Annotated in this window: 29 protein-coding genes and 1 pseudogene; 6 read left to right on the forward strand and 24 right to left on the reverse strand. The window is 50.9% G+C overall.

The window, feature by feature from the left end:
- The first annotated feature begins 248 nt into the window (after positions 1 to 248).
- Positions 249 to 803, forward strand: coding sequence for a gamma carbonic anhydrase family protein (locus ACLJRH_RS06855; RefSeq protein ID WP_001285635.1), 555 nt, complete (start codon positions 249 to 251; stop codon positions 801 to 803).
- On the opposite strand, the gene ACLJRH_RS06860 is transcribed toward ACLJRH_RS06855, so the two are convergent.
- From ACLJRH_RS06860 to dprA, 6 genes are read right to left on the reverse strand one after another with little or no spacing between them, the layout of a single operon-like run.
- A complete protein-coding gene (locus tag ACLJRH_RS06860; protein WP_001070577.1) occupies positions 779 to 1,036 on the reverse strand; it encodes a DUF1488 domain-containing protein in 258 nt (85 codons plus the stop codon). The two genes, ACLJRH_RS06855 and ACLJRH_RS06860, sit on opposite strands and share 25 nt — an antisense overlap.
- Complete coding sequence (gene aroE, locus ACLJRH_RS06865; RefSeq protein WP_000451205.1) at positions 1,033 to 1,851, reverse strand: shikimate dehydrogenase; 819 nt, start codon at positions 1,849 to 1,851, stop codon at positions 1,033 to 1,035. Before aroE ends, ACLJRH_RS06860 begins: the two co-directional genes overlap by 4 nt.
- Before the next feature lie 4 nt (positions 1,852 to 1,855).
- Entirely contained in the window at positions 1,856 to 2,428 is a 573-nt protein-coding gene (gene tsaC, locus ACLJRH_RS06870; RefSeq protein WP_001063621.1) for an L-threonylcarbamoyladenylate synthase type 1 TsaC, read from the reverse strand.
- Positions 2,429 to 2,432: 4 nt separating this feature from the next.
- The gene (locus ACLJRH_RS06875) at positions 2,433 to 2,975 is read right to left on the reverse strand and encodes a type I DNA topoisomerase (RefSeq protein WP_001129708.1); all 543 of its coding nucleotides are present in this window, start codon (positions 2,973 to 2,975) and stop codon (positions 2,433 to 2,435) included.
- Positions 2,976 to 3,001: 26 nt separating this feature from the next.
- Positions 3,002 to 3,475, reverse strand: a complete 474-nt coding sequence (smg, locus tag ACLJRH_RS06880) for a DUF494 family protein Smg (protein WP_000460663.1) — start codon at positions 3,473 to 3,475, stop codon at positions 3,002 to 3,004.
- The gene (gene dprA / locus ACLJRH_RS06885) at positions 3,447 to 4,571 is read right to left on the reverse strand and encodes a DNA-protecting protein DprA (RefSeq protein WP_000124533.1); all 1,125 of its coding nucleotides are present in this window, start codon (positions 4,569 to 4,571) and stop codon (positions 3,447 to 3,449) included. The genes smg and dprA overlap by 29 nt, the downstream gene beginning before the upstream one ends.
- A gap of 131 nt (positions 4,572 to 4,702) precedes the next feature.
- Between dprA and def the strand changes: the two genes are divergently transcribed.
- The 5 genes from def (at position 4,703) to mscL (ending at position 9,469) form a co-directional block, all read left to right on the forward strand.
- Complete coding sequence (def, locus tag ACLJRH_RS06890; RefSeq protein WP_000114987.1) at positions 4,703 to 5,212, forward strand: peptide deformylase; 510 nt, start codon at positions 4,703 to 4,705, stop codon at positions 5,210 to 5,212.
- A gap of 15 nt (positions 5,213 to 5,227) precedes the next feature.
- Positions 5,228 to 6,175 (forward strand): methionyl-tRNA formyltransferase, encoded by a 948-nt coding sequence (fmt, locus tag ACLJRH_RS06895; protein WP_001285176.1) that lies wholly within the window; start codon positions 5,228 to 5,230, stop codon positions 6,173 to 6,175.
- Between the two features lie 51 nt (positions 6,176 to 6,226).
- Positions 6,227 to 7,516 carry a 16S rRNA (cytosine(967)-C(5))-methyltransferase RsmB gene (gene rsmB / locus ACLJRH_RS06900; protein ID WP_023136403.1) on the forward strand — a complete coding sequence of 430 codons (1,290 nt, stop codon included), beginning with the start codon at positions 6,227 to 6,229 and terminating at the stop codon, positions 7,514 to 7,516.
- A 21-nt stretch (positions 7,517 to 7,537) separates the two neighbouring features.
- Complete coding sequence (gene trkA / locus ACLJRH_RS06905) at positions 7,538 to 8,914, forward strand: Trk system potassium transporter TrkA (protein ID WP_000691374.1); 1,377 nt, start codon at positions 7,538 to 7,540, stop codon at positions 8,912 to 8,914.
- 141 nt (positions 8,915 to 9,055) lie between these two features.
- On the forward strand, positions 9,056 to 9,469 hold the full coding sequence (gene mscL / locus ACLJRH_RS06910) for a large-conductance mechanosensitive channel protein MscL (protein WP_000008119.1): 414 nt from the start codon (positions 9,056 to 9,058) through the stop codon (positions 9,467 to 9,469).
- Position 9,470: 1 nt separating this feature from the next.
- Here the strand turns inward: mscL and ACLJRH_RS06915 are convergent.
- The 18 genes and pseudogenes from ACLJRH_RS06915 to rplE all read right to left on the reverse strand — a co-directional run.
- A pseudogene (locus ACLJRH_RS06915) lies at positions 9,471 to 9,674 on the reverse strand (alternative ribosome-rescue factor A); the annotation flags it as partial.
- Positions 9,675 to 9,731: 57 nt separating this feature from the next.
- Positions 9,732 to 10,157 carry a Zn(2+)-responsive transcriptional regulator gene (gene zntR, locus ACLJRH_RS06920; RefSeq protein ID WP_000285585.1) on the reverse strand — a complete coding sequence of 142 codons (426 nt, stop codon included), beginning with the start codon at positions 10,155 to 10,157 and terminating at the stop codon, positions 9,732 to 9,734.
- A gap of 10 nt (positions 10,158 to 10,167) precedes the next feature.
- Positions 10,168 to 10,536, reverse strand: coding sequence for a DUF1992 domain-containing protein (locus ACLJRH_RS06925; protein WP_000266515.1), 369 nt, complete (start codon positions 10,534 to 10,536; stop codon positions 10,168 to 10,170).
- Between the two features lie 107 nt (positions 10,537 to 10,643).
- Positions 10,644 to 11,027: a 50S ribosomal protein L17 gene (rplQ, locus tag ACLJRH_RS06930; protein WP_001216370.1), complete on the reverse strand. Its 384-nt coding sequence runs from the start codon at positions 11,025 to 11,027 to the stop codon at positions 10,644 to 10,646.
- A gap of 40 nt (positions 11,028 to 11,067) precedes the next feature.
- Positions 11,068 to 12,057, reverse strand: coding sequence for a DNA-directed RNA polymerase subunit alpha (locus ACLJRH_RS06935; RefSeq protein WP_001162094.1), 990 nt, complete (start codon positions 12,055 to 12,057; stop codon positions 11,068 to 11,070).
- A 25-nt stretch (positions 12,058 to 12,082) separates the two neighbouring features.
- Positions 12,083 to 12,703 carry a 30S ribosomal protein S4 gene (gene rpsD / locus ACLJRH_RS06940; RefSeq protein ID WP_000135226.1) on the reverse strand — a complete coding sequence of 207 codons (621 nt, stop codon included), beginning with the start codon at positions 12,701 to 12,703 and terminating at the stop codon, positions 12,083 to 12,085.
- A gap of 33 nt (positions 12,704 to 12,736) precedes the next feature.
- A complete protein-coding gene (rpsK, locus tag ACLJRH_RS06945) occupies positions 12,737 to 13,126 on the reverse strand; it encodes a 30S ribosomal protein S11 (protein ID WP_001029758.1) in 390 nt (129 codons plus the stop codon).
- A 16-nt stretch (positions 13,127 to 13,142) separates the two neighbouring features.
- A complete protein-coding gene (gene rpsM / locus ACLJRH_RS06950; RefSeq protein WP_000090780.1) occupies positions 13,143 to 13,499 on the reverse strand; it encodes a 30S ribosomal protein S13 in 357 nt (118 codons plus the stop codon).
- A gap of 146 nt (positions 13,500 to 13,645) precedes the next feature.
- A complete protein-coding gene (rpmJ, locus tag ACLJRH_RS06955) occupies positions 13,646 to 13,762 on the reverse strand; it encodes a 50S ribosomal protein L36 (protein WP_000868187.1) in 117 nt (38 codons plus the stop codon).
- A gap of 31 nt (positions 13,763 to 13,793) precedes the next feature.
- Positions 13,794 to 15,125 (reverse strand): preprotein translocase subunit SecY, encoded by a 1,332-nt coding sequence (gene secY, locus ACLJRH_RS06960; protein WP_001118864.1) that lies wholly within the window; start codon positions 15,123 to 15,125, stop codon positions 13,794 to 13,796.
- A gap of 7 nt (positions 15,126 to 15,132) precedes the next feature.
- Positions 15,133 to 15,567, reverse strand: a complete 435-nt coding sequence (gene rplO, locus ACLJRH_RS06965) for a 50S ribosomal protein L15 (RefSeq protein ID WP_001238917.1) — start codon at positions 15,565 to 15,567, stop codon at positions 15,133 to 15,135.
- Positions 15,568 to 15,570: 3 nt separating this feature from the next.
- Positions 15,571 to 15,750 (reverse strand): 50S ribosomal protein L30, encoded by a 180-nt coding sequence (rpmD, locus tag ACLJRH_RS06970; RefSeq protein ID WP_001140434.1) that lies wholly within the window; start codon positions 15,748 to 15,750, stop codon positions 15,571 to 15,573.
- Between the two features lie 3 nt (positions 15,751 to 15,753).
- Positions 15,754 to 16,257, reverse strand: coding sequence for a 30S ribosomal protein S5 (rpsE, locus tag ACLJRH_RS06975; protein WP_000940121.1), 504 nt, complete (start codon positions 16,255 to 16,257; stop codon positions 15,754 to 15,756).
- 14 nt (positions 16,258 to 16,271) lie between these two features.
- Positions 16,272 to 16,625: a 50S ribosomal protein L18 gene (rplR, locus tag ACLJRH_RS06980; protein WP_000358956.1), complete on the reverse strand. Its 354-nt coding sequence runs from the start codon at positions 16,623 to 16,625 to the stop codon at positions 16,272 to 16,274.
- A gap of 9 nt (positions 16,626 to 16,634) precedes the next feature.
- A complete protein-coding gene (gene rplF, locus ACLJRH_RS06985) occupies positions 16,635 to 17,168 on the reverse strand; it encodes a 50S ribosomal protein L6 (RefSeq protein WP_000091939.1) in 534 nt (177 codons plus the stop codon).
- A 12-nt stretch (positions 17,169 to 17,180) separates the two neighbouring features.
- A complete protein-coding gene (rpsH, locus tag ACLJRH_RS06990; protein WP_000062611.1) occupies positions 17,181 to 17,573 on the reverse strand; it encodes a 30S ribosomal protein S8 in 393 nt (130 codons plus the stop codon).
- Between the two features lie 33 nt (positions 17,574 to 17,606).
- Entirely contained in the window at positions 17,607 to 17,912 is a 306-nt protein-coding gene (gene rpsN / locus ACLJRH_RS06995; RefSeq protein WP_001118932.1) for a 30S ribosomal protein S14, read from the reverse strand.
- A gap of 14 nt (positions 17,913 to 17,926) precedes the next feature.
- The gene (gene rplE, locus ACLJRH_RS07000) at positions 17,927 to 18,466 is read right to left on the reverse strand and encodes a 50S ribosomal protein L5 (protein WP_001096206.1); all 540 of its coding nucleotides are present in this window, start codon (positions 18,464 to 18,466) and stop codon (positions 17,927 to 17,929) included.
- Between the last annotated feature and the right edge of the window lie 11 nt (positions 18,467 to 18,477).

Below are 18,477 nucleotides of genomic sequence, written 5' to 3' on the forward strand. Positions count from 1 at the left end.
ATTTTTCTCTTCAACCGACCGGCTGTTTGTGTGAAGTGATTCACATCCGCCGTGTCGATGGAGGCGCATTATAGGGATCCCATTTTTTTGCACAAGCGTTTTTTGGATCTTTTTTTCTGTTTGTTGATTTTTCATCCCTTTCGCTCCATTCCTGCGCAAAGTGGCGATTTTTTGATGCTATCTCCCCTTGCACAACGCCGTTAAAGCAACCAAAGTCTTCATGACTATTCATTTATGATGAGGTAGACATGTCTGACACATTACGTCCTTATAAGGATCTTTTTCCTGAAATCGGTCAGCGCGTAATGATCGATACCAGCAGCGTGGTTATTGGCGATGTCCGTCTGGCAGATGATGTCGGGATCTGGCCGCTTGTGGTGATTCGCGGCGATGTGAATTACGTTGCGATAGGGGCTCGTACGAACATTCAGGATGGCAGCGTTCTTCACGTAACCCACAAGTCTCCATCCAATCCACACGGCAACCCATTAATCATTGGCGAAGATGTTACCGTTGGCCATAAAGTTATGCTGCACGGCTGTACCATCGGTAACCGCGTACTGGTCGGTATGGGCTCCATTGTGCTGGATGGCGCGATAATAGAAGATGACGTAATGATTGGCGCGGGAAGCCTGGTGCCGCAGCACAAACGGCTGGAAAGCGGCTATTTATATCTTGGCAGTCCGGTAAAACAGATCCGCCCCCTAAGCGATGCTGAGAGATCGGGCCTGCAGTACTCCGCCAATAACTATGTAAAATGGAAAGACGACTATCTTTCTCAGGATAACCATATCCAACCGTGATCGTCTTCCTGCTGGGCCAGGATTAATGCTTCCGCCTCTTCTTCCAGGTCCCAGCGATACTCACGAAAAATGGCCAGCCATTGCTCCGCTGTTTCTCCACCAAAGCGATACGCCAGTACATCTTTTTTTATTGCACACGTGAGTTGCATCCCATTGACCATGGCGGGAAAGATGACAGCGCTGGCGGCAGTATCCCATTCTTCGCGGTCAGGAAATTGTATGGCCTGGTTCACGCTAATAATTCCTGCTGTAGCAGCTCAATCACTGGCTCGACCTGCGGTAATACACCGTGCCAAAGCAAAACGGCATGTGCAGCCTGCCCCACCAGCATTCCCAGCCCATCTGCGTAGCGTTTTGCGCCCTGTTGTACACACCAGGAGAGAAATGGCGTATTCCCTTTTTGATAGAACATGTCATAGCAACAGAGGGAAGGGTGAATAAGTGACGCCGGAATCGCCGGGATTTCGCCCCGTATGCCGCTGGAGGTCGCATTAATAATCAGGTCAAACTCACAACCATCCAGCTTGTCCATATCCGTGGCATGAACGCTGCCGGTATGAGCAAAGATTTTCGCCAACGCTTCGGCACGTGAAGCTGTACGGTTAGTGATAGTGACCGCGCAATCCAAAGAAAGCAGAGGTAACAGCACGCCCCGGGATGCGCCGCCCGCGCCAATCAGCAAAATACGCCATCCTGGGCGGATAAAATTTAACCGTTTGAGATCGCTTAATAAACCGATACCGTCAGTATTGTCGCCAAGCAAACGACCATCTTCCAGCCGCTTTAATGTATTGACTGCTCCCGCCAGCGATGCTCGTTCCGTTAACTCATCCGATCGCGCAAACGCCTCCTCTTTAAAAGGTACTGTGATGTTTGCGCCTTTTCCCCCTGCCGCGAAAAAGGCATCAAGCGTATTAATGAAATTATTAATAGGGGCCAGCACGCGACCATAGGGGTGAACAATATCTAGCTGCTGAGCAAATTGCTGATGAATAAATGGCGATTTGCTGTGAGCAATCGGATTTCCAAAAACAGCATAGGTTTCCATCATATTACCCCTGTCGAAACAGTTCGCCCGTCAGAGCATCGCGAATTTCTGAAGGATTTAAACGCCCACCCGTTGCGCCTTCAACCACCGGAAAATCATCGCCAAATTGCGCACGTACCTCTTCAACGGTACGACATGGCGGTAATCCGCTCAGATTGGCGCTGGTGGAAACCAGCGGTTTGCCATACGCATTGCATAGCGCGACCACCAGCGGGTGGTTGGTAACACGAACGGCCAGGGAATCAAAACGTCCCGTGAGCCAACGCGGCGTTGTCGCGGGCGCAGGAAAAACAAACGTTACCGGCCCGGGCCAGCAATCAAATACCGCTTTACGCTGTGCGGCGGTAAGTATGCTGTCATCAATATAAGGTTTTAACTGCTCAAAGCTGGCGGCAATCAAAATGAGTCCCTTATCGACGGGCCGTTGTTTTAACGCCAGCAGGCGCGTAACGGCTGTTTCACTATCGGGATCGCAGCCGACGCCGAAAACGGCTTCTGTTGGATAAGCGATGACATTTTCTTTATTCAGGAGATCTACCGCTGCGACGATAGATCCTGTTGGCAGGTTATTATTCACTTGTTTATTCCACCGGAACCGGCTTTCCACATTGTTTACTGGCGCAAAAGCGCTTCACGCCCTGCGCGGTTTTCTTTTCGATGAGTAGCGGATAATGGCACTCGGGGCATTCCCCCGCAACCGGTGTGAAGTTAATGACGAACTGACATTCCGGGTAGCGATCGCAGGAATGAAAGATTTTACCGTAACGAGAACGGCGCTGGACCAAATGTCCTTGCTGGCAGGCTGGACAGGCAATCGCCGTTTCATCCGGTTTATCAATAACCACTGTATGTTCACATTGCGGATACTGACTGCATCCGATGAACATGCCAAAGCGCCCCTGACGCAGCACCAGTACGGCGCCACACTCAGGACACAGTTGCCCCTCCAGAATTTTAACGATATGTCCGTCCGCCTGACTTTTCAGCGGACGAACATAATCGCATTCCGGATAGCGAGAACAGCCGAGAAACGGACCATGTTTCCCGGAACGAATTACCAGTTCGGCCCCGCACTGCGGGCAGGGCTCATTTTTACGCACCGAAAACAGTGCTGATTTAGCCATATTCACTCATGCAGCATTAACACCTATCAATGCAGCATACCTTCATTTACCTCAAAGAGTAATTCTTCCATTTGCTGATAGGCGTTTTCACAGCCCGGAATGTTGAATAACACCATCAAAATAACCCATTTCAAGTCTTCCAGGTCAAACTCTGCGGTATCCAGCGCCAGCACACGCTCAATCACCATTTCTCGTGTTTCGAGGTTTAGCACCTGAATCTGCTCAAGGAATAACAGGAACCCCCGGCAACTGGCATCAAGCCTTTCACACTCTTCAACCGTATAAATGCGCATTGAAAGAGGGTCGGAAGCAAGTTGCATGGGTTCCGCGAGGCCATCTTGATAGTCAGCGAGTTTTTCCAGCCACAGCAGCGCATTGTAGATGTCTTCGCGATCAAACCCGGCGTCGGTGAGATCACGCTCCAGTCTGTCCTGATCCACGCGCAGCTCGGCTTCGTTATGGATGTATGTTTCAAACAAATACATTAGTACGTCGAACATGGCTTGCCCTCCTTAATCGGACATAGCCGCCGGGTACAGCTGCGATCCATCCTGCTAACTCCAGTTCGAGTAGCTGAGCCACTACCGCTGGCACAGGTTGGCCGGCACGTTCAGCGACGACGTCAACAGGTGTTACCTCATCTCCTACGTTAGCCAGGAGCTCAGGAAATGGCAATGCCGCCTCATCCTGATTTAGTGAATAAAGTGAATTTTCCGCCGTAGTTGGCAACCAGTGTAAGCCGTATTGCAAATTTTCCAGAATATCCTCCGGCGTCGTCACAAGCGTGGCCCCTTGTTTAATTAACCAGTGCGTGCCTTCGCTTCCCGGACTACCGATAGGGCCTGGTAATGCAAAAACGTCCCGCCCCTGTTCAAGCGCGCAGCGCGCCGTCACCAACGAACCGCTGCGCAACGCCGCCTCAATCACCAGCACGCCTTTGCTCAGTCCGCTGATGATACGGTTTCTACGAGGAAAATTTTGCGGTAGCGGAGGCGTTGAAAGCGGAAATTCTGAGACCACTGCGCCGCCGGTGGCAATCAAGTTTTCAGCCAGCACGGCATGTCGGCGAGGATAAATCTTTGCCAAACCATTCCCTAACACCGCTACACTTTTTCCCCCCATACTCACCGCGGCGTTGTGTGCTACGCCATCAATTCCCCGGGCAAGGCCGCTGGTGATCGTCAAACCGCTTTTCGCAAGGCTTTCGCAAAGCAGACGTCCCCAGCGTTCTCCATACCAGGAGTGGCTCCGGCTTCCTACGACGGCAAGCTGGCAGGTATGCAGACAGGCAGGATCGCCGTCAATAAAAATAGCGCCGGGATAATCGTCAATAGCACGCAGTTGGGGAGGATAAATCTCACTATCCGCACACAGAAAATGGTGCTGCGGTAGTTCAAGCCAGCGTAATGTCTCATCAAGCACACCTGCTGGAAGCTGTAAAAAACGTTCAGCTTGCCGCGCGGTAAGACCAGCCTCCTGAAGGTGCGTGCGATTTATCTGAGGCTGGCGAATAAGCGAATTCGCCATGTTCAACATCGCCTCGCCATAAAGGTCGCCGACGTACATTAAACGTAACCAAATTTCGGTACGGGCCATCCTTTCCCTCCCCTGCCACAAGCAGTCTGAACAATCTTTGCGATTGGTCACTGATGCTGTCAATCAGGTGGGGATTTGTCTAGAATAGAGGTAATAATCTTTTCAACTCCTGAACACAACTCTGGATAATTATGTCAGTTTTGCAAGTGTTACATATTCCGGACGAGCGCCTTCGCAAAGTCGCAAAGCCGGTTGAAGAAGTGAATGCAGAAATTCAGCGTATCGTCGATGATATGTTCGAAACGATGTACGCCGAAGAAGGTATCGGTCTGGCTGCAACGCAGGTCGATATCCACCAGCGAATCATCGTGATTGACGTTTCGGAAAACCGCGACGAGCGCCTGGTACTCATTAACCCGGAATTGCTGGAGAAAAGTGGCGAAACGGGTATAGAAGAAGGCTGTCTGTCGATTCCGGAACAGCGCGCTTTAGTGCCGCGCGCCGAGAAAGTGAAAATCCGCGCGCTGGATCGCGACGGCAACCCGTTTGAGCTTGAAGCGGATGGTTTACTGGCAATCTGCATTCAGCATGAGATGGATCACCTGGTCGGTAAACTGTTTATCGATTATTTGTCGCCGCTGAAGCAACAACGTATTCGTCAGAAAGTAGAAAAACTCGACCGCCTGAACGCCCGGGCTTAAAGGACAAGAACCAACGTGTCAGATTCACTACGTATTATTTTTGCGGGTACACCTGACTTTGCAGCGCGTCATCTCGACGCGCTGTTAACTTCTGGACATAACGTTGTCGGCGTATTTACCCAACCCGATCGTCCAGCAGGTCGCGGCAAAAAGTTGATGCCCAGCCAGGTAAAAGTGCTGGCGGAAGAAAAAGGCCTGCCCGTTTTCCAGCCCGTGTCGCTTCGTCCTCAGGAAAACCAGCATCTGGTTGCTGACTTACATGCCGACGTCATGGTTGTCGTAGCATATGGTCTGATTCTCCCAAAGGCAGTGCTGGATATGCCCCGTCTCGGATGTATCAACGTTCACGGTTCGCTGCTTCCACGCTGGCGCGGCGCGGCGCCTATTCAGCGCTCACTCTGGGCAGGCGATGCGGAAACCGGCGTCACAATTATGCAGATGGATGTAGGGCTGGATACCGGCGACATGCTGTATAAACTTGCGTGCCCGATTACCGCAGAAGATACCAGTGGCTCACTGTATAATAAGTTGGCTGAACTTGGCCCGCAGGGGTTAATTACCACACTAAAACAACTGGCGGACGGCACAGCGACGCCTGAAGCGCAGAATGAAGCGCTGGTCACTCATGCGGAAAAGCTCAGTAAAGAAGAAGCGCGTATTGACTGGTCTCTCTCCGCAGCACAGCTGGAGCGTTGCATTCGCGCCTTTAATCCGTGGCCAATGAGCTGGCTGGAAATCGACGGTCAGCCGGTAAAAGTCTGGCAGGCGTCCGTCATTGAGGACGCCACGCAGTCGCTGCCGGGAACTATTCTGGCCGCGACGAAACAGGGCATTCAGGTTGCAACAGGCAAGGGGATATTAAATTTGCTTTCGCTTCAGCCTGCCGGCAAAAAAGCGATGAGCGCCCAGGATCTGTTAAATTCACGCCGGGAATGGTTTATTCCTGGTAACCGTCTTGCCTGACGGTCACGCCTTTATAAGCCCGGTGTTACCGGGCATTTTTATTTTATACATATGAAAAAACAAAACAATTTACGTAGTCTGGCAGCACAGGCCGTTGAACAGGTCGTCGAGCAGGGACAATCATTAAGTAATGTGCTCCCGCCGCTGCAACAAAAAGTCGCCGATAAAGACAAAGCGCTACTTCAGGAGCTGTGCTTTGGCGTCCTGCGCACCCTTTCACAGCTGGAATGGCTGATCAATAAGCTGATGTCTCGTCCAATGACCGGCAAGCAGCGTACTGTGCATTACTTAATTATGGTCGGCTTTTATCAGTTGCTGTACACCCGCGTCCCTCCCCATGCGGCGCTGGCTGAAACCGTTGAAGGCGCGGTCGCCATCAAACGTCCGCAGTTGAAAGGGTTAATTAACGGCGTCCTGCGCCAGTTCCAGCGCCAGCAGGAAACGTTGCTTAATGAGTTTGCGACCAGCGATGCGCGCTTTTTACATCCAGGTTGGCTGGTAAAGCGTTTGCAAAATGCCTACCCCACACAGTGGCAACGCATTATTGAAGCGAATAACCAGCGTCCACCGATGTGGCTACGTGTAAATCGTACACACCACACCCGCGACGGTTGGCTTGGCTTACTTGAAGACGCAGGCATGAAGGGATATCCGCATCCCGATTATCCCGACGCTGTACGTCTGGAAACGCCAGCTCCGGTACATGCTTTACCCGGTTTTGCTGAGGGTTGGGTAACTGTCCAGGATGCCTCTGCGCAGGGATGTGCGGTTTTTCTCGCTCCTCAGAACGGTGAGCACATTTTAGACTTGTGCGCCGCGCCCGGCGGTAAAACCACGCATATTCTCGAAGTGGCCCCCGAAGCAGACGTGTTGGCGGTTGATATTGATGAACAACGGCTCTCCCGCGTTTACGACAACCTAAAGCGTCTTGGGATGAAAGCGACAGTTAAACAAGGGGATGGACGTTATCCCGCCCAATGGTGCGGCGAGCAGCAGTTTGACCGTATTCTGCTGGATGCGCCCTGCTCCGCAACCGGCGTCATTCGCCGTCATCCAGATATCAAATGGCTGCGTCGCGATCGCGATATCGCGGAACTGGCGCAATTACAGGCGGAAATTCTTAATGCCGTCTGGCCGCGCCTGAAGCCCGGCGGGACGCTGGTTTACGCCACCTGCTCCGTACTGCCGGAAGAAAACCGCGAGCAGATCAAAGCCTTTTTGCAACGCACTCCCGATGCCGCACTCAGCAAAACGGGAACACCTGATCAGCCAGGACAGCAAAATCTGCCGGGCGGTGAAGAAGGTGATGGGTTCTTTTACGCTAAGCTAATCAAGAAGTGATGAGATAACGGGCCACGACTGATGAAAATTATCATACTGGGCGCAGGGCAAGTTGGCGGAACACTGGCGGAAAACCTGGTCGGCGAAAACAACGACATCACGGTGGTTGATACCAACGGCGAACGGTTACGCAGTTTGCAAGATAAGTTCGATCTACGCGTAGTTCAGGGGCATGGTTCGCATCCCCGCGTGTTGCGCGAAGCGGGCGCTGACGATGCGGATATGCTGGTCGCTGTCACCAGTTCAGATGAAACTAATATGGTTGCCTGTCAGGTAGCCTATTCACTCTTCAACACTCCAAACCGTATCGCCCGCATTCGCTCCCCGGACTATGTTCGCGATGCGGATAAACTCTTTCATTCTGAAGCGGTTCCGATTGATCATCTGATAGCGCCGGAGCAGTTGGTTATCGATAATATTTATCGTCTGATCGAGTATCCAGGAGCATTACAGGTTGTAAACTTTGCCGAAGGGAAAGTCAGTCTGGCAGTAGTAAAAGCCTACTATGGCGGTCCACTAATAGGTAACGCGCTCTCGACAATGCGAGAGCATATGCCGCATATCGATACCCGCGTTGCCGCAATTTTCCGCCATGACAGACCAATCCGTCCTCAGGGCTCGACTATCGTGGAAGCAGGGGATGAAGTCTTCTTTATTGCGGCTTCACAGCATATCCGTGCAGTAATGAGCGAATTACAGCGTCTGGAAAAACCCTACAAGCGCATCATGCTGGTGGGCGGCGGCAATATCGGCGCCGGGCTGGCAAGGCGTCTGGAAAAAGACTATAGCGTTAAATTGATCGAACGCGATCAACAACGCGCCGCAGAACTGGCTGAGAAACTGCAAAACACGATCGTCTTTTTTGGCGACGCTTCCGATCAGGAATTGCTGGCGGAGGAGCATATTGATCAGGTCGATCTCTTTATCGCGGTCACTAACGATGATGAAGCCAATATCATGTCCGCGATGTTGGCTAAGCGGATGGGTGCCAAAAAAGTGATGGTGCTGATTCAGCGTCGAGCTTATGTCGATCTTGTGCAGGGTAGCGTTATAGATATTGCGATTTCTCCGCAGCAGGCCACCATCTCTGCATTACTGAGCCATGTGCGTAAAGCAGATATCGTCGGCGTTTCCTCACTACGTCGCGGGGTTGCCGAAGCCATCGAAGCCGTCGCGCACGGCGATGAAAGCACTTCCCGCGTGGTTGGCCGCGTCATTGACGAAATTAAACTGCCGCCAGGCACCATTATTGGCGCGGTCGTTCGCGGTAATGATGTCATGATTGCTAATGACAATTTGCGCATTGAACAAGGCGATCACGTCATTATGTTTTTGACCGATAAAAAGTTTATTACCGACGTCGAACGTCTGTTCCAGCCAAGTCCTTTCTTCCTCTAATTTAAGGGGCGCTCATTCAGCGCCCTTTTTAATTCCCTTTATTTATCAAGGTTTAATTTATTTCGCTAAACAGAAGCCGTAAATGGAAAATGCCTTAGCATTTGTTAAACTTATAACGTCAGCTGCATAGGGAGAATAAAAATGAGTTTTATTAAAGAATTTCGCGAATTCGCGATGCGCGGGAATGTTGTGGATTTGGCAGTGGGTGTCATTATTGGCGCGGCATTCGGTAAGATTGTTTCTTCACTGGTTGCCGATATCATTATGCCGCCGTTGGGATTGTTAATCGGCGGGATCGACTTTAAACAATTTGCTTTTACGTTACGCGAAGCGCAGGGAGATATTCCGGCGGTCGTCATGCATTACGGCGTGTTTATCCAGAACGTATTTGATTTTGTGATTGTGGCCTTTGCTATCTTTGTTGCCATTAAGCTTATCAACAGACTCAACCGTAAAAAAGCAGAAGAGCCGGCAGCTCCGCCAGCGCCTTCTAAAGAGGAAGTGTTATTGGGCGAAATCCGCGATCTGCTGAAAGAACAAAATAACCGTTCTTAATAAGCAGAAGGCCAGTGGTAAAAAAGTCACTTACTTTCTTGCCACTGGCCTCCCAGTTCCCTCGATTACCGTGTTTACCTTTACGCAGATAACTTCCTTTGCCTTTCTTATTTTTTTCAACGCGTTGCCTGAACAGTGGATCATGCAGTAATGCCTCAATGGCATTGTCCTTTATCTGCCCTTTCTTATGTTGATAACGACTCATAATGTCTCCCGATTGTATAAATTAACGGCGCGAGTGTAGCCCCGCCGGTTCAATAAATCAACATCCTGATTTCGCTCCACTGGCCCCCTGCTCCAGGGCTTCCAGAATGGAACAATAGACGCTACTGTGGGCCGTTCCGCAACAAGCATCATTAAGCCTTTGTAACGAACGCTGCATCGTTTGCAGTTCCGCAATCCTGGCTTCAACCTCCTGCAATCGCTCTTGCACAATACTTTTTGACTCCTGACAGGTATGGTGCTCAGGATCAATTCGGATCGATAAAAGTTCGCGGATCGAGTCGAGCGTGAAACCCAACTGTCGCGCATAACGAATAAATTTGAGACGCTGCAGATCGTTTTCGGTATACAGACGAAACCCGCCTTCAGTACGTACCTCATGATCCATCATCTGCTGTTTTTCATAGTAGCGAATGGTATCAGGCGTTACGTCTGCCAGCTTTGCCAGCTCACCAATGCGATACATACAAGCTCCGTTAATTATCGTTGATTTTATGCAGCAGTTTTTCTGCATACTCACCGTGTAAAAAGTCGGTACTCAACCCAGCCTGCCGAAGTTTTAGTTCAAGCAGCGAGAGCTGGCGACTAACCTGATGGTATCGAGGGTCATCTTCCCGGATACTGTTGAGGATATCAAGTAACTGAATAGCGTCTCTGCGCTGCTCCAGTTCAGGGGGAAGACAGCCCGCATTCTTGAGTAAGCGATAACCCGCACGAAGTTCCGCCGGCACATGAGAATCATCATCCAGAATAAGCGGCTCGCCGCGGCCAGGCAGATTATCAAACTCGCCTTTACGCTGTGCCTCGATAATATGACGCTCTGCCCACTGGTCAAGTAACCACATACGTCGCTCCAGGGATTGAACGAAAAGAATACAATTATTGTAGATACATGGGGTTCAGGAGGGTATAAAAAAACCCGCCGAAGCGGGTTTTTTTACGTTACTACAGATTACTCTGCAGCAGCTTCTGTTTTCTCTGAACGATCAACCAGCTCGATGTATGCCATCGGCGCGTTGTCGCCTGCACGGAAGCCACACTTCAGAATGCGAGTGTAACCACCGGCGCGGCTCGCGAAACGCGGGCCCAGCTCGTTAAACAGTTTTGCCACGATCTCGTTATCACGAGTACGGGCGAATGCCAGACGACGATTAGCAACGCTATCAGTCTTGGCAAGAGTAATCAGCGGCTCAACTACGCGACGCAGCTCTTTCGCTTTAGGCAGGGTCGTCTTGATGATTTCATGACGAACCAGTGAACCTGCCATGTTGCGGAACATAGCCTGGCGATGGCTGCTGTTGCGGTTCAGTTGACGACCACTCTTACGATGGCGCATGACCTTATCCTTCTCAGTAAAACCTTAACCTGTGATCCGGTTACTCGTCAGCGATGCTTGCCGGTGGCCAGTTTTCCAGGCGCATACCCAGAGACAGTCCACGGGAAGCCAGCACGTCTTTAATCTCGGTAAGAGATTTTTTACCCAGGTTAGGCGTCTTAAGAAGCTCAACCTCGGTACGCTGTACCAGATCACCGATATAGTGGATAGCTTCTGCCTTGAGGCAGTTAGCAGAGCGGACAGTCAATTCCAGATCGTCAACAGGGCGCAGCAGGATCGGATCGAATTCTGGTTTCTCTTCTTTCACTTCCGGTTGACGTACATCACGTAAATCAACGAAAGCTTCCAGTTGTTCAGCCAGGATGGTTGCCGCACGACGAATCGCCTCTTCAGGATCGATTGTGCCGTTGGTTTCCATTTCGATGACCAGCTTGTCCAGGTCGGTACGCTGTTCTACACGCGCTGCTTCAACATTGTAGGCAATACGCTCTACAGGGCTGTAGCAGGCGTCGACCAGCAGACGGCCGATTGGGCGCTCATCTTCTTCCGAATGAATTCGGGTAGAAGCCGGCACATAACCACGACCGCGCTGAACTTTGATACGCATACTAATAGACGCGTTTTCATCGGTCAGGTGGCAGATCACGTGCTGCGGCTTGACGATTTCGACATCCCCATCATGGGTGATATCGGCTGCAGTCACAGGGCCAATGCCAGATTTATTCAAGGTAAGAATAACTTCATCTTTACCCTGAACTCTCACCGCCAGCCCTTTCAGGTTGAGCAGGATTTCCAGGATGTCTTCCTGAACGCCTTCTTTGGTGCTGTACTCATGTAGTACACCATCAATCTCAACCTCGGTCACCGCGCAACCCGGCATCGATGAGAGCAGAATACGGCGCAGTGCGTTACCCAGAGTATGGCCGAAGCCACGCTCTAAAGGCTCAAGGGTCACCTTGGCGTGCGTCGAACTCACTTGCTCGATATCTACCAGGCGCGGTTTTAGAAACTCTGTCACAGAACCCTGCATTGTGTCCTCTCTTTGGTACTAAGCTTTACTTGGAGTAAAGCTCGACGATCAGGTGTTCGTTAATGTCCGCAGACAGATCAGAACGCTCAGGCTTACGCTTGTACGTACCTTCCATCTTGCCAGCATCAACTTCCAGCCAGGTTGGCTTTTCACGCTGCTCAGCCAGCTCCAGAGCGGCTTTCACGCGAGACTGCTTCTTCGCTTTCTCACGAATGCTAACAACGTCATTCGGACTAACCTGATAAGAAGCGATGTTAACAACACGACCGTTTACCATAATTGCTTTATGGCTAACCAGCTGACGTGCTTCTGCACGAGTGGCGCCGAAGCCCATACGGTATACAACGTTGTCCAGACGACCTTCCAGCAGAGCCAACAGGTTTTCACCGGTGTTGCCTTTCAGACGTGCTGCTTCTTTGTAGTAGTTACGGAACTGACGCTCCAGCACACCGTAAATGCGGCGAACTTTTTGCTTTTCACGCAACTGCACACCATAGTCAGACAGACGCGGCTTACGCGCACCGTGCTGGCCAGGAGCTTGTTCAATTTTACACTTGGTATCGATCGCGCGAACGCCAGACTTAAGGAATAAGTCGGTGCCCTCACGACGGCTCAGCTTGAGCTTAGGACCCAAATATCTTGCCATTTTCTTTCTCCAACTAACCTGGAAAACGAAGCGTTATACGCGACGTTTTTTCGGCGGACGACAACCGTTATGAGGGATCGGAGTCACATCAGTAATATTAGTGATGCGGAAACCAGCGGCGTTCAGAGCACGAATAGTAGATTCGCGGCCTGGACCCGGACCTTTAACCATAACTTCCAGATTCTTGATACCGTATTCTTTCACGGCGTCAGCGCAACGCTCTGCTGCAACCTGAGCTGCAAACGGAGTGGATTTGCGAGAACCACGGAAACCGGAACCACCGGCTGTTGCCCAACCCAGCGCATTACCCTGACGATCGGTAATAGTCACGATGGTGTTGTTGAAAGAAGCATGGATATGAGCCACGCCGTCAGAGACTTGTTTTCTTACACGTTTACGTGCGCGAACTGGTGCCTTTGCCATTATTCAATCACCCCGATTATTTCTTGATCGGTTTGCGCGGACCCTTACGGGTACGAGCGTTGGTCTTGGTACGCTGACCGCGAACCGGGAGACCACGACGATGACGCAAACCGCGATAGCAACCAAGATCCATCAGGCGCTTGATGCTCATGCTGATTTCACGGCGCAGATCACCTTCAACGACAAATTTGGCAACTTCGTCACGCAGCGTGTCGATTTGTTCTTCAGACAGCTCACTGATCTTAACATTTTCAGCGATACCCGCTGCAGCCAGGATGGCTTTAGAACGGGTCTTGCCGACACCGTAGATCGAAGTTAACGCGATCACGGCGTGTTTCTGATCAGGAATGTTAATGCCTGCTATACGGGCCACTATGCACTCCTACTATTTAATATGTACGTACCATGCTGAAAAGCCCGTTTTCAGGATACTCAAATGGAAACGTACAGACATACAAAAGATTGGCTGGCTAATCTAGCCAGCTCAACCCAACTTTGCAAGAAAAATATGCGAAAAAATCAGCCTTGGCGCTGTTTATGCTTCGGCTCGGCACTGCAAATCACACGGATGACACCATCACGCTTAACGATTTTGCAGTTACGGCATAATTTCTTGACGGAAGCACGAACTTTCATTTTTACTCTCCGTAACTTCTCAGGCGACCAATTAACGGCCGTAGCCTTTCAGGTTCGCCTTCTTCAATGCAGACTCATACTGACTGGACATCATCAGAGTTTGCACTTGAGCCATAAAGTCCATAATCACGACAACAACGATAAGCAGTGAGGTCCCACCGAAGTAGAACGGCACTTTCATTGCATCACGCATGAACTCCGGGATCAGGCAGATAAAGGTAATATACAGCGCACCAACCAGGGTCAGGCGGGTCATTACTTTATCGATATACTTCGCCGTTTGCTCTCCCGGACGAATTCCTGGTACAAATGCACCGGACTTCTTCAGGTTATCTGCTGTTTCACGCGGGTTGAAAACCAACGCCGTGTAGAAGAAACAGAAGAAGATGATTGCAGACGCATAGAGTAACACATAAAGCGGTTGCCCAGGCTGCAAATACAGCGAAATTGTTGTCAGCCAGTTCCAACCAGTACCGCCCCCGAACCATGACGCGATGGTCGCCGGGAACAGAATAATACTGGAAGCGAAGATTGCCGGGATTACCCCCGCCATATTCACTTTCAGCGGTAAATGTGTGCTCTGTGCAGCATAGACACGACGACCTTGCTGACGTTTGGCGTAGTTTACCACAATACGGCGTTGACCACGTTCAACGAATACTACAAAGAACGTCACTGCAAATACTAATACTGCAACCAACAGCAACACGAGGAAGTGCAGGTCGCCTTGACGCGCTTGCTCGATAGTATGGGCAATGGCTGGCGGGAGTCCCGCAACGATACCAGCGAAGATGATGATTGAGATACCGTTACCGATACCGCGCTCAGTAATCTGTTCGCCGAGCCACATCAGGAACATGGTTCCTGTAACCAGACTTACAACAGCGGTGAAATAGAATGCAAAGCCTGGATTCATCACCAGGCCCTGCATACCAGGCATATTCGGCAAACCGGTAGCAATACCGATCGACTGGAATATCGCCAGCACCAGAGTACCGTAACGGGTGTACTGGCTGATCTTACGACGACCAGACTCCCCTTCTTTCTTAATTTCTGCCAGCGTTGGATGAACCACCGTCAACAGCTGGATAATGATCGACGCCGAAATATACGGCATGATCCCCAGGGCAAAGATAGAAGCACGGCTGAGAGCACCACCAGAGAACATGTTGAACATTTCAATGATGGTGCCTCGCTGTTGCTCAAGCAGTTTGGCAAGTACAGCGGCATCAATACCAGGGATCGGAATAAAAGAGCCAATACGGAACACAATCAGCGCGCCGATAACAAACAGCAGTCTGCGTTTCAGCTCACCTAAGCCACCTTTGGCACTTTGAAAATCTAATCCCGGTTGTTTAGCCATCTGCTACTTATTCCTCGATTTTACCGCCAGCAGCTTCGATAGCAGCACGAGCGCCTTTAGTAACACGCAGGCCACGAACAGTTACCGGAGTAGTGACTTCGCCAGCCAGGATCACTTTCGCGAACTCGATCTGGATACCGATAATGTTTGCCGCTTTCAGCGTGTTCAGGTCTACAACGCCGCCTTCTACTTTCGCCAGGTCAGACAGACGAACTTCGGCTGTAATCGCTGCTTTGCGAGAAGTGAAGCCGAATTTCGGCAGACGACGGTACAGAGGCATCTGACCACCCTCAAAACCGCGACGTACGCCACCGCCAGAACGAGACTTCTGACCTTTGTGACCACGACCACCGGTTTTACCGAGGCCAGAACCGATACCACGACCCAGGCGTTTACCCGCCTTTTTGGAGCCTTCGGCCGGAGACAGAGTATTTAAACGCATCTCTTACTCCTCAACTTTAACCATGAAGGAAACCGCGTTGACCATACCACGAACAGCAGGAGTATCCTCGCGCTCTACGGTGTGGCCAATACGACGCAGACCCAGGCCAAGCAGCGTTGCCTTGTGTTTCGGCAGACGACCGATTGCACTGCGGGTTTGAGTAATTTTAATAGTCTTTGCCATGGTTTATTTCCCCAGAATTTCTTCAACGGATTTACCACGCTTGGCAGCGACCATTTCTGGAGAATTCATATTTTCCAGGCCATCAATAGTTGCACGAACCACGTTGATCGGGTTGGTGGAACCGTATGCTTTAGCCAGAACGTTATGAACCCCAGCAACTTCCAGAACGGCGCGCATTGCACCACCGGCGATGATACCGGTACCTTCGGAAGCTGGCTGCATGAATACACGAGACCCCGTGTGAACACCTTTAACCGGGTGCTGCAGGGTGCCGTTGTTCAGCGCGACGTTAATCATATTGCGACGGGCTTTTTCCATCGCTTTCTGGATCGCTGCTGGAACTTCACGCGCTTTACCGTAACCAAAACCTACGCGACCGTTACCATCGCCTACTACAGTCAGAGCTGTGAAGGAGAAAATACGACCACCTTTAACGGTTTTAGATACGCGGTTTACCGCGATCAGCTTTTCCTGCAGTTCGCCAGCTTGTTTTTCGATGTGAGCCATCTTACACCTCTACCTTAGAACTGAAGGCCAGCTTCACGGGCAGCATCTGCCAGTGCCTGGACACGACCATGATATTGGAACCCGGAACGGTCAAAGGACACATCTTTGATGCCTTTTTCCAGAGCGCGTTCAGCGACAGCTTTACCCACAGCTGCAGCCGCGTCTTTGTTACCGGTGTACTTCAGTTGTTCAGCGATAGCTTTTTCTACAGTAGAAGCAGCTACCAGAACTTCAGAACCGTTCGGTGCAATTACCTGTGCGTAAATATGACGCGGGGTACGATGTACCACCAGGCGAGTTGCGCCCAGCTCTTTGAGCTTGCGGCGTGCGCGGGTCGCACGACGGATACGAGCAGATTTCTTATCCATAGTGTTACCTTACTTCTTCTTAGCCTCTTTGGTACGCACGACTTCGTCGGCGTAACGAACACCCTTGCCTTTGTAAGGCTCAGGACGACGGTAGGCGCGCAGATCTGCTGCAACCTGGCCGATCACCTGCTTATCAGCGCCTTTCAGCACGATTTCAGTTTGAGTCGGACATTCAGCAGTGATACCTGCCGGCAGCTGATGGTCAACCGGGTGAGAGAAACCTAAAGACAGGTTTACTACATTCCCTTTAACCGCTGCACGATAACCTACACCAACCAGCTGCAGCTTCTTAGTGAAGCCTTCGGTAACACCGATAACCATTGAGTTCAGCAGGGCACGCGCGGTACCAGCCTGTGCCCAACCGTCTGCGTAACCATCACGCGGACCGAAGGTCAGTGCATTATCTGCATGTTTAACTTCAACAGCATCGTTGAGAGTACGAGTCAGCTCGCCGTTTTTACCTTTGATCGTAATAACCTGACCGTTGATTTTGACATCAACGCCGGCAGGAACAACGACCGGTGCTTTAGCAACACGAGACATTTTTTCCTCCGATTAGGCTACGTAGCAGATAATTTCGCCACCAAGACCAGCCTGGCGCGCTGCACGATCAGTCATAACACCTTTAGAGGTAGAAACAACTGCGATACCCAGACCGGCCATAACTTTCGGCAGCTCATCTTTACGTTTGTAGATGCGCAGACCTGGGCGGCTGACACGCTGAATGCTTTCTACAACAGCTTTACCCTGGAAATACTTAAGAGTCAGTTCCAGTTCCGGCTTGGTGTCGCCTTCAACTTTAAAATCTTCAATAAAACCTTCTTCCTTCAGCACGTTGGCAATTGCCACTTTCAGCTTGGAGGAAGGCATGGTGACCGCAGCTTTGTTCGCGGCCTGACCGTTACGGATACGGGTCAGCATATCCGCGATCGGATCTTGCATGCTCATCTGTCTTTACTCCCGTGATTCAATTGGTGACAATTACCAGCTAGCCTTTTTCAGACCCGGAATTTCACCGCGCATAGCGGCTTCACGGACCTTAATACGGCTCAACCCGAACTTCCGCAGGAAAGCGTGCGGACGACCAGTTTGACGGCAGCGGTTACGCTGACGTGACGGGCTGGAATCACGCGGCAGAGTCTGCAGCTTAAGAACCGCATTCCAACGATCTTCGTCGGTTGCGTTCACATCAGAGATGATCGCTTTCAGTTCAGCGCGTTTCGCGAAGTATTTATCAGCTAAAGCTACGCGTTTTACTTCGCGTGCTTTCATTGATTGCTTAGCCATTTAGTAACCCTACCTTACTTGCGGAACGGGAAGTCAAAGGCAGCCAGCAGAGCACGGCCTTCTTCGTCAGATTTCGCAGTAGTGGTAATGGTAATATCCAAACCACGAACGCGGTCGACTTTATCGTAGTCGATTTCTGGGAAGATGATCTGCTCACGGACACCCATGCTGTAGTTACCACGACCGTCGAATGACTTAGCGGACAAGCCACGGAAGTCACGGATACGAGGAACAGCAATAGTGATCAGGCGCTCAAAGAACTCCCACATGCGTTCGCCACGCAGAGTTACTTTACAGCCGATCGGATAGCCCTGACGGATTTTGAAGCCTGCAACAGATTTGCGTGCTTTGGTGATCAACGGTTTTTGACCGGAGATTGCTGTCAGGTCTGCTGCTGCGTTATCCAGCAGTTTCTTGTCAGCGATCGCTTCACCAACACCCATGTTCAGGGTGATCTTCTCGACCCGAGGGACTTGCATGACAGAATTGTAGTTAAACTCAGTCATGAGTTTGTTAACTACTTCGTCTTTGTAGTAATCATGCAGTTTCGCCATCGTACTACTCC

It is taken from the genome of Salmonella sp. SAL04162, assembly GCF_046551535.1.
GTDB classification, from domain to species: domain Bacteria; phylum Pseudomonadota; class Gammaproteobacteria; order Enterobacterales; family Enterobacteriaceae; genus Salmonella; species Salmonella enterica.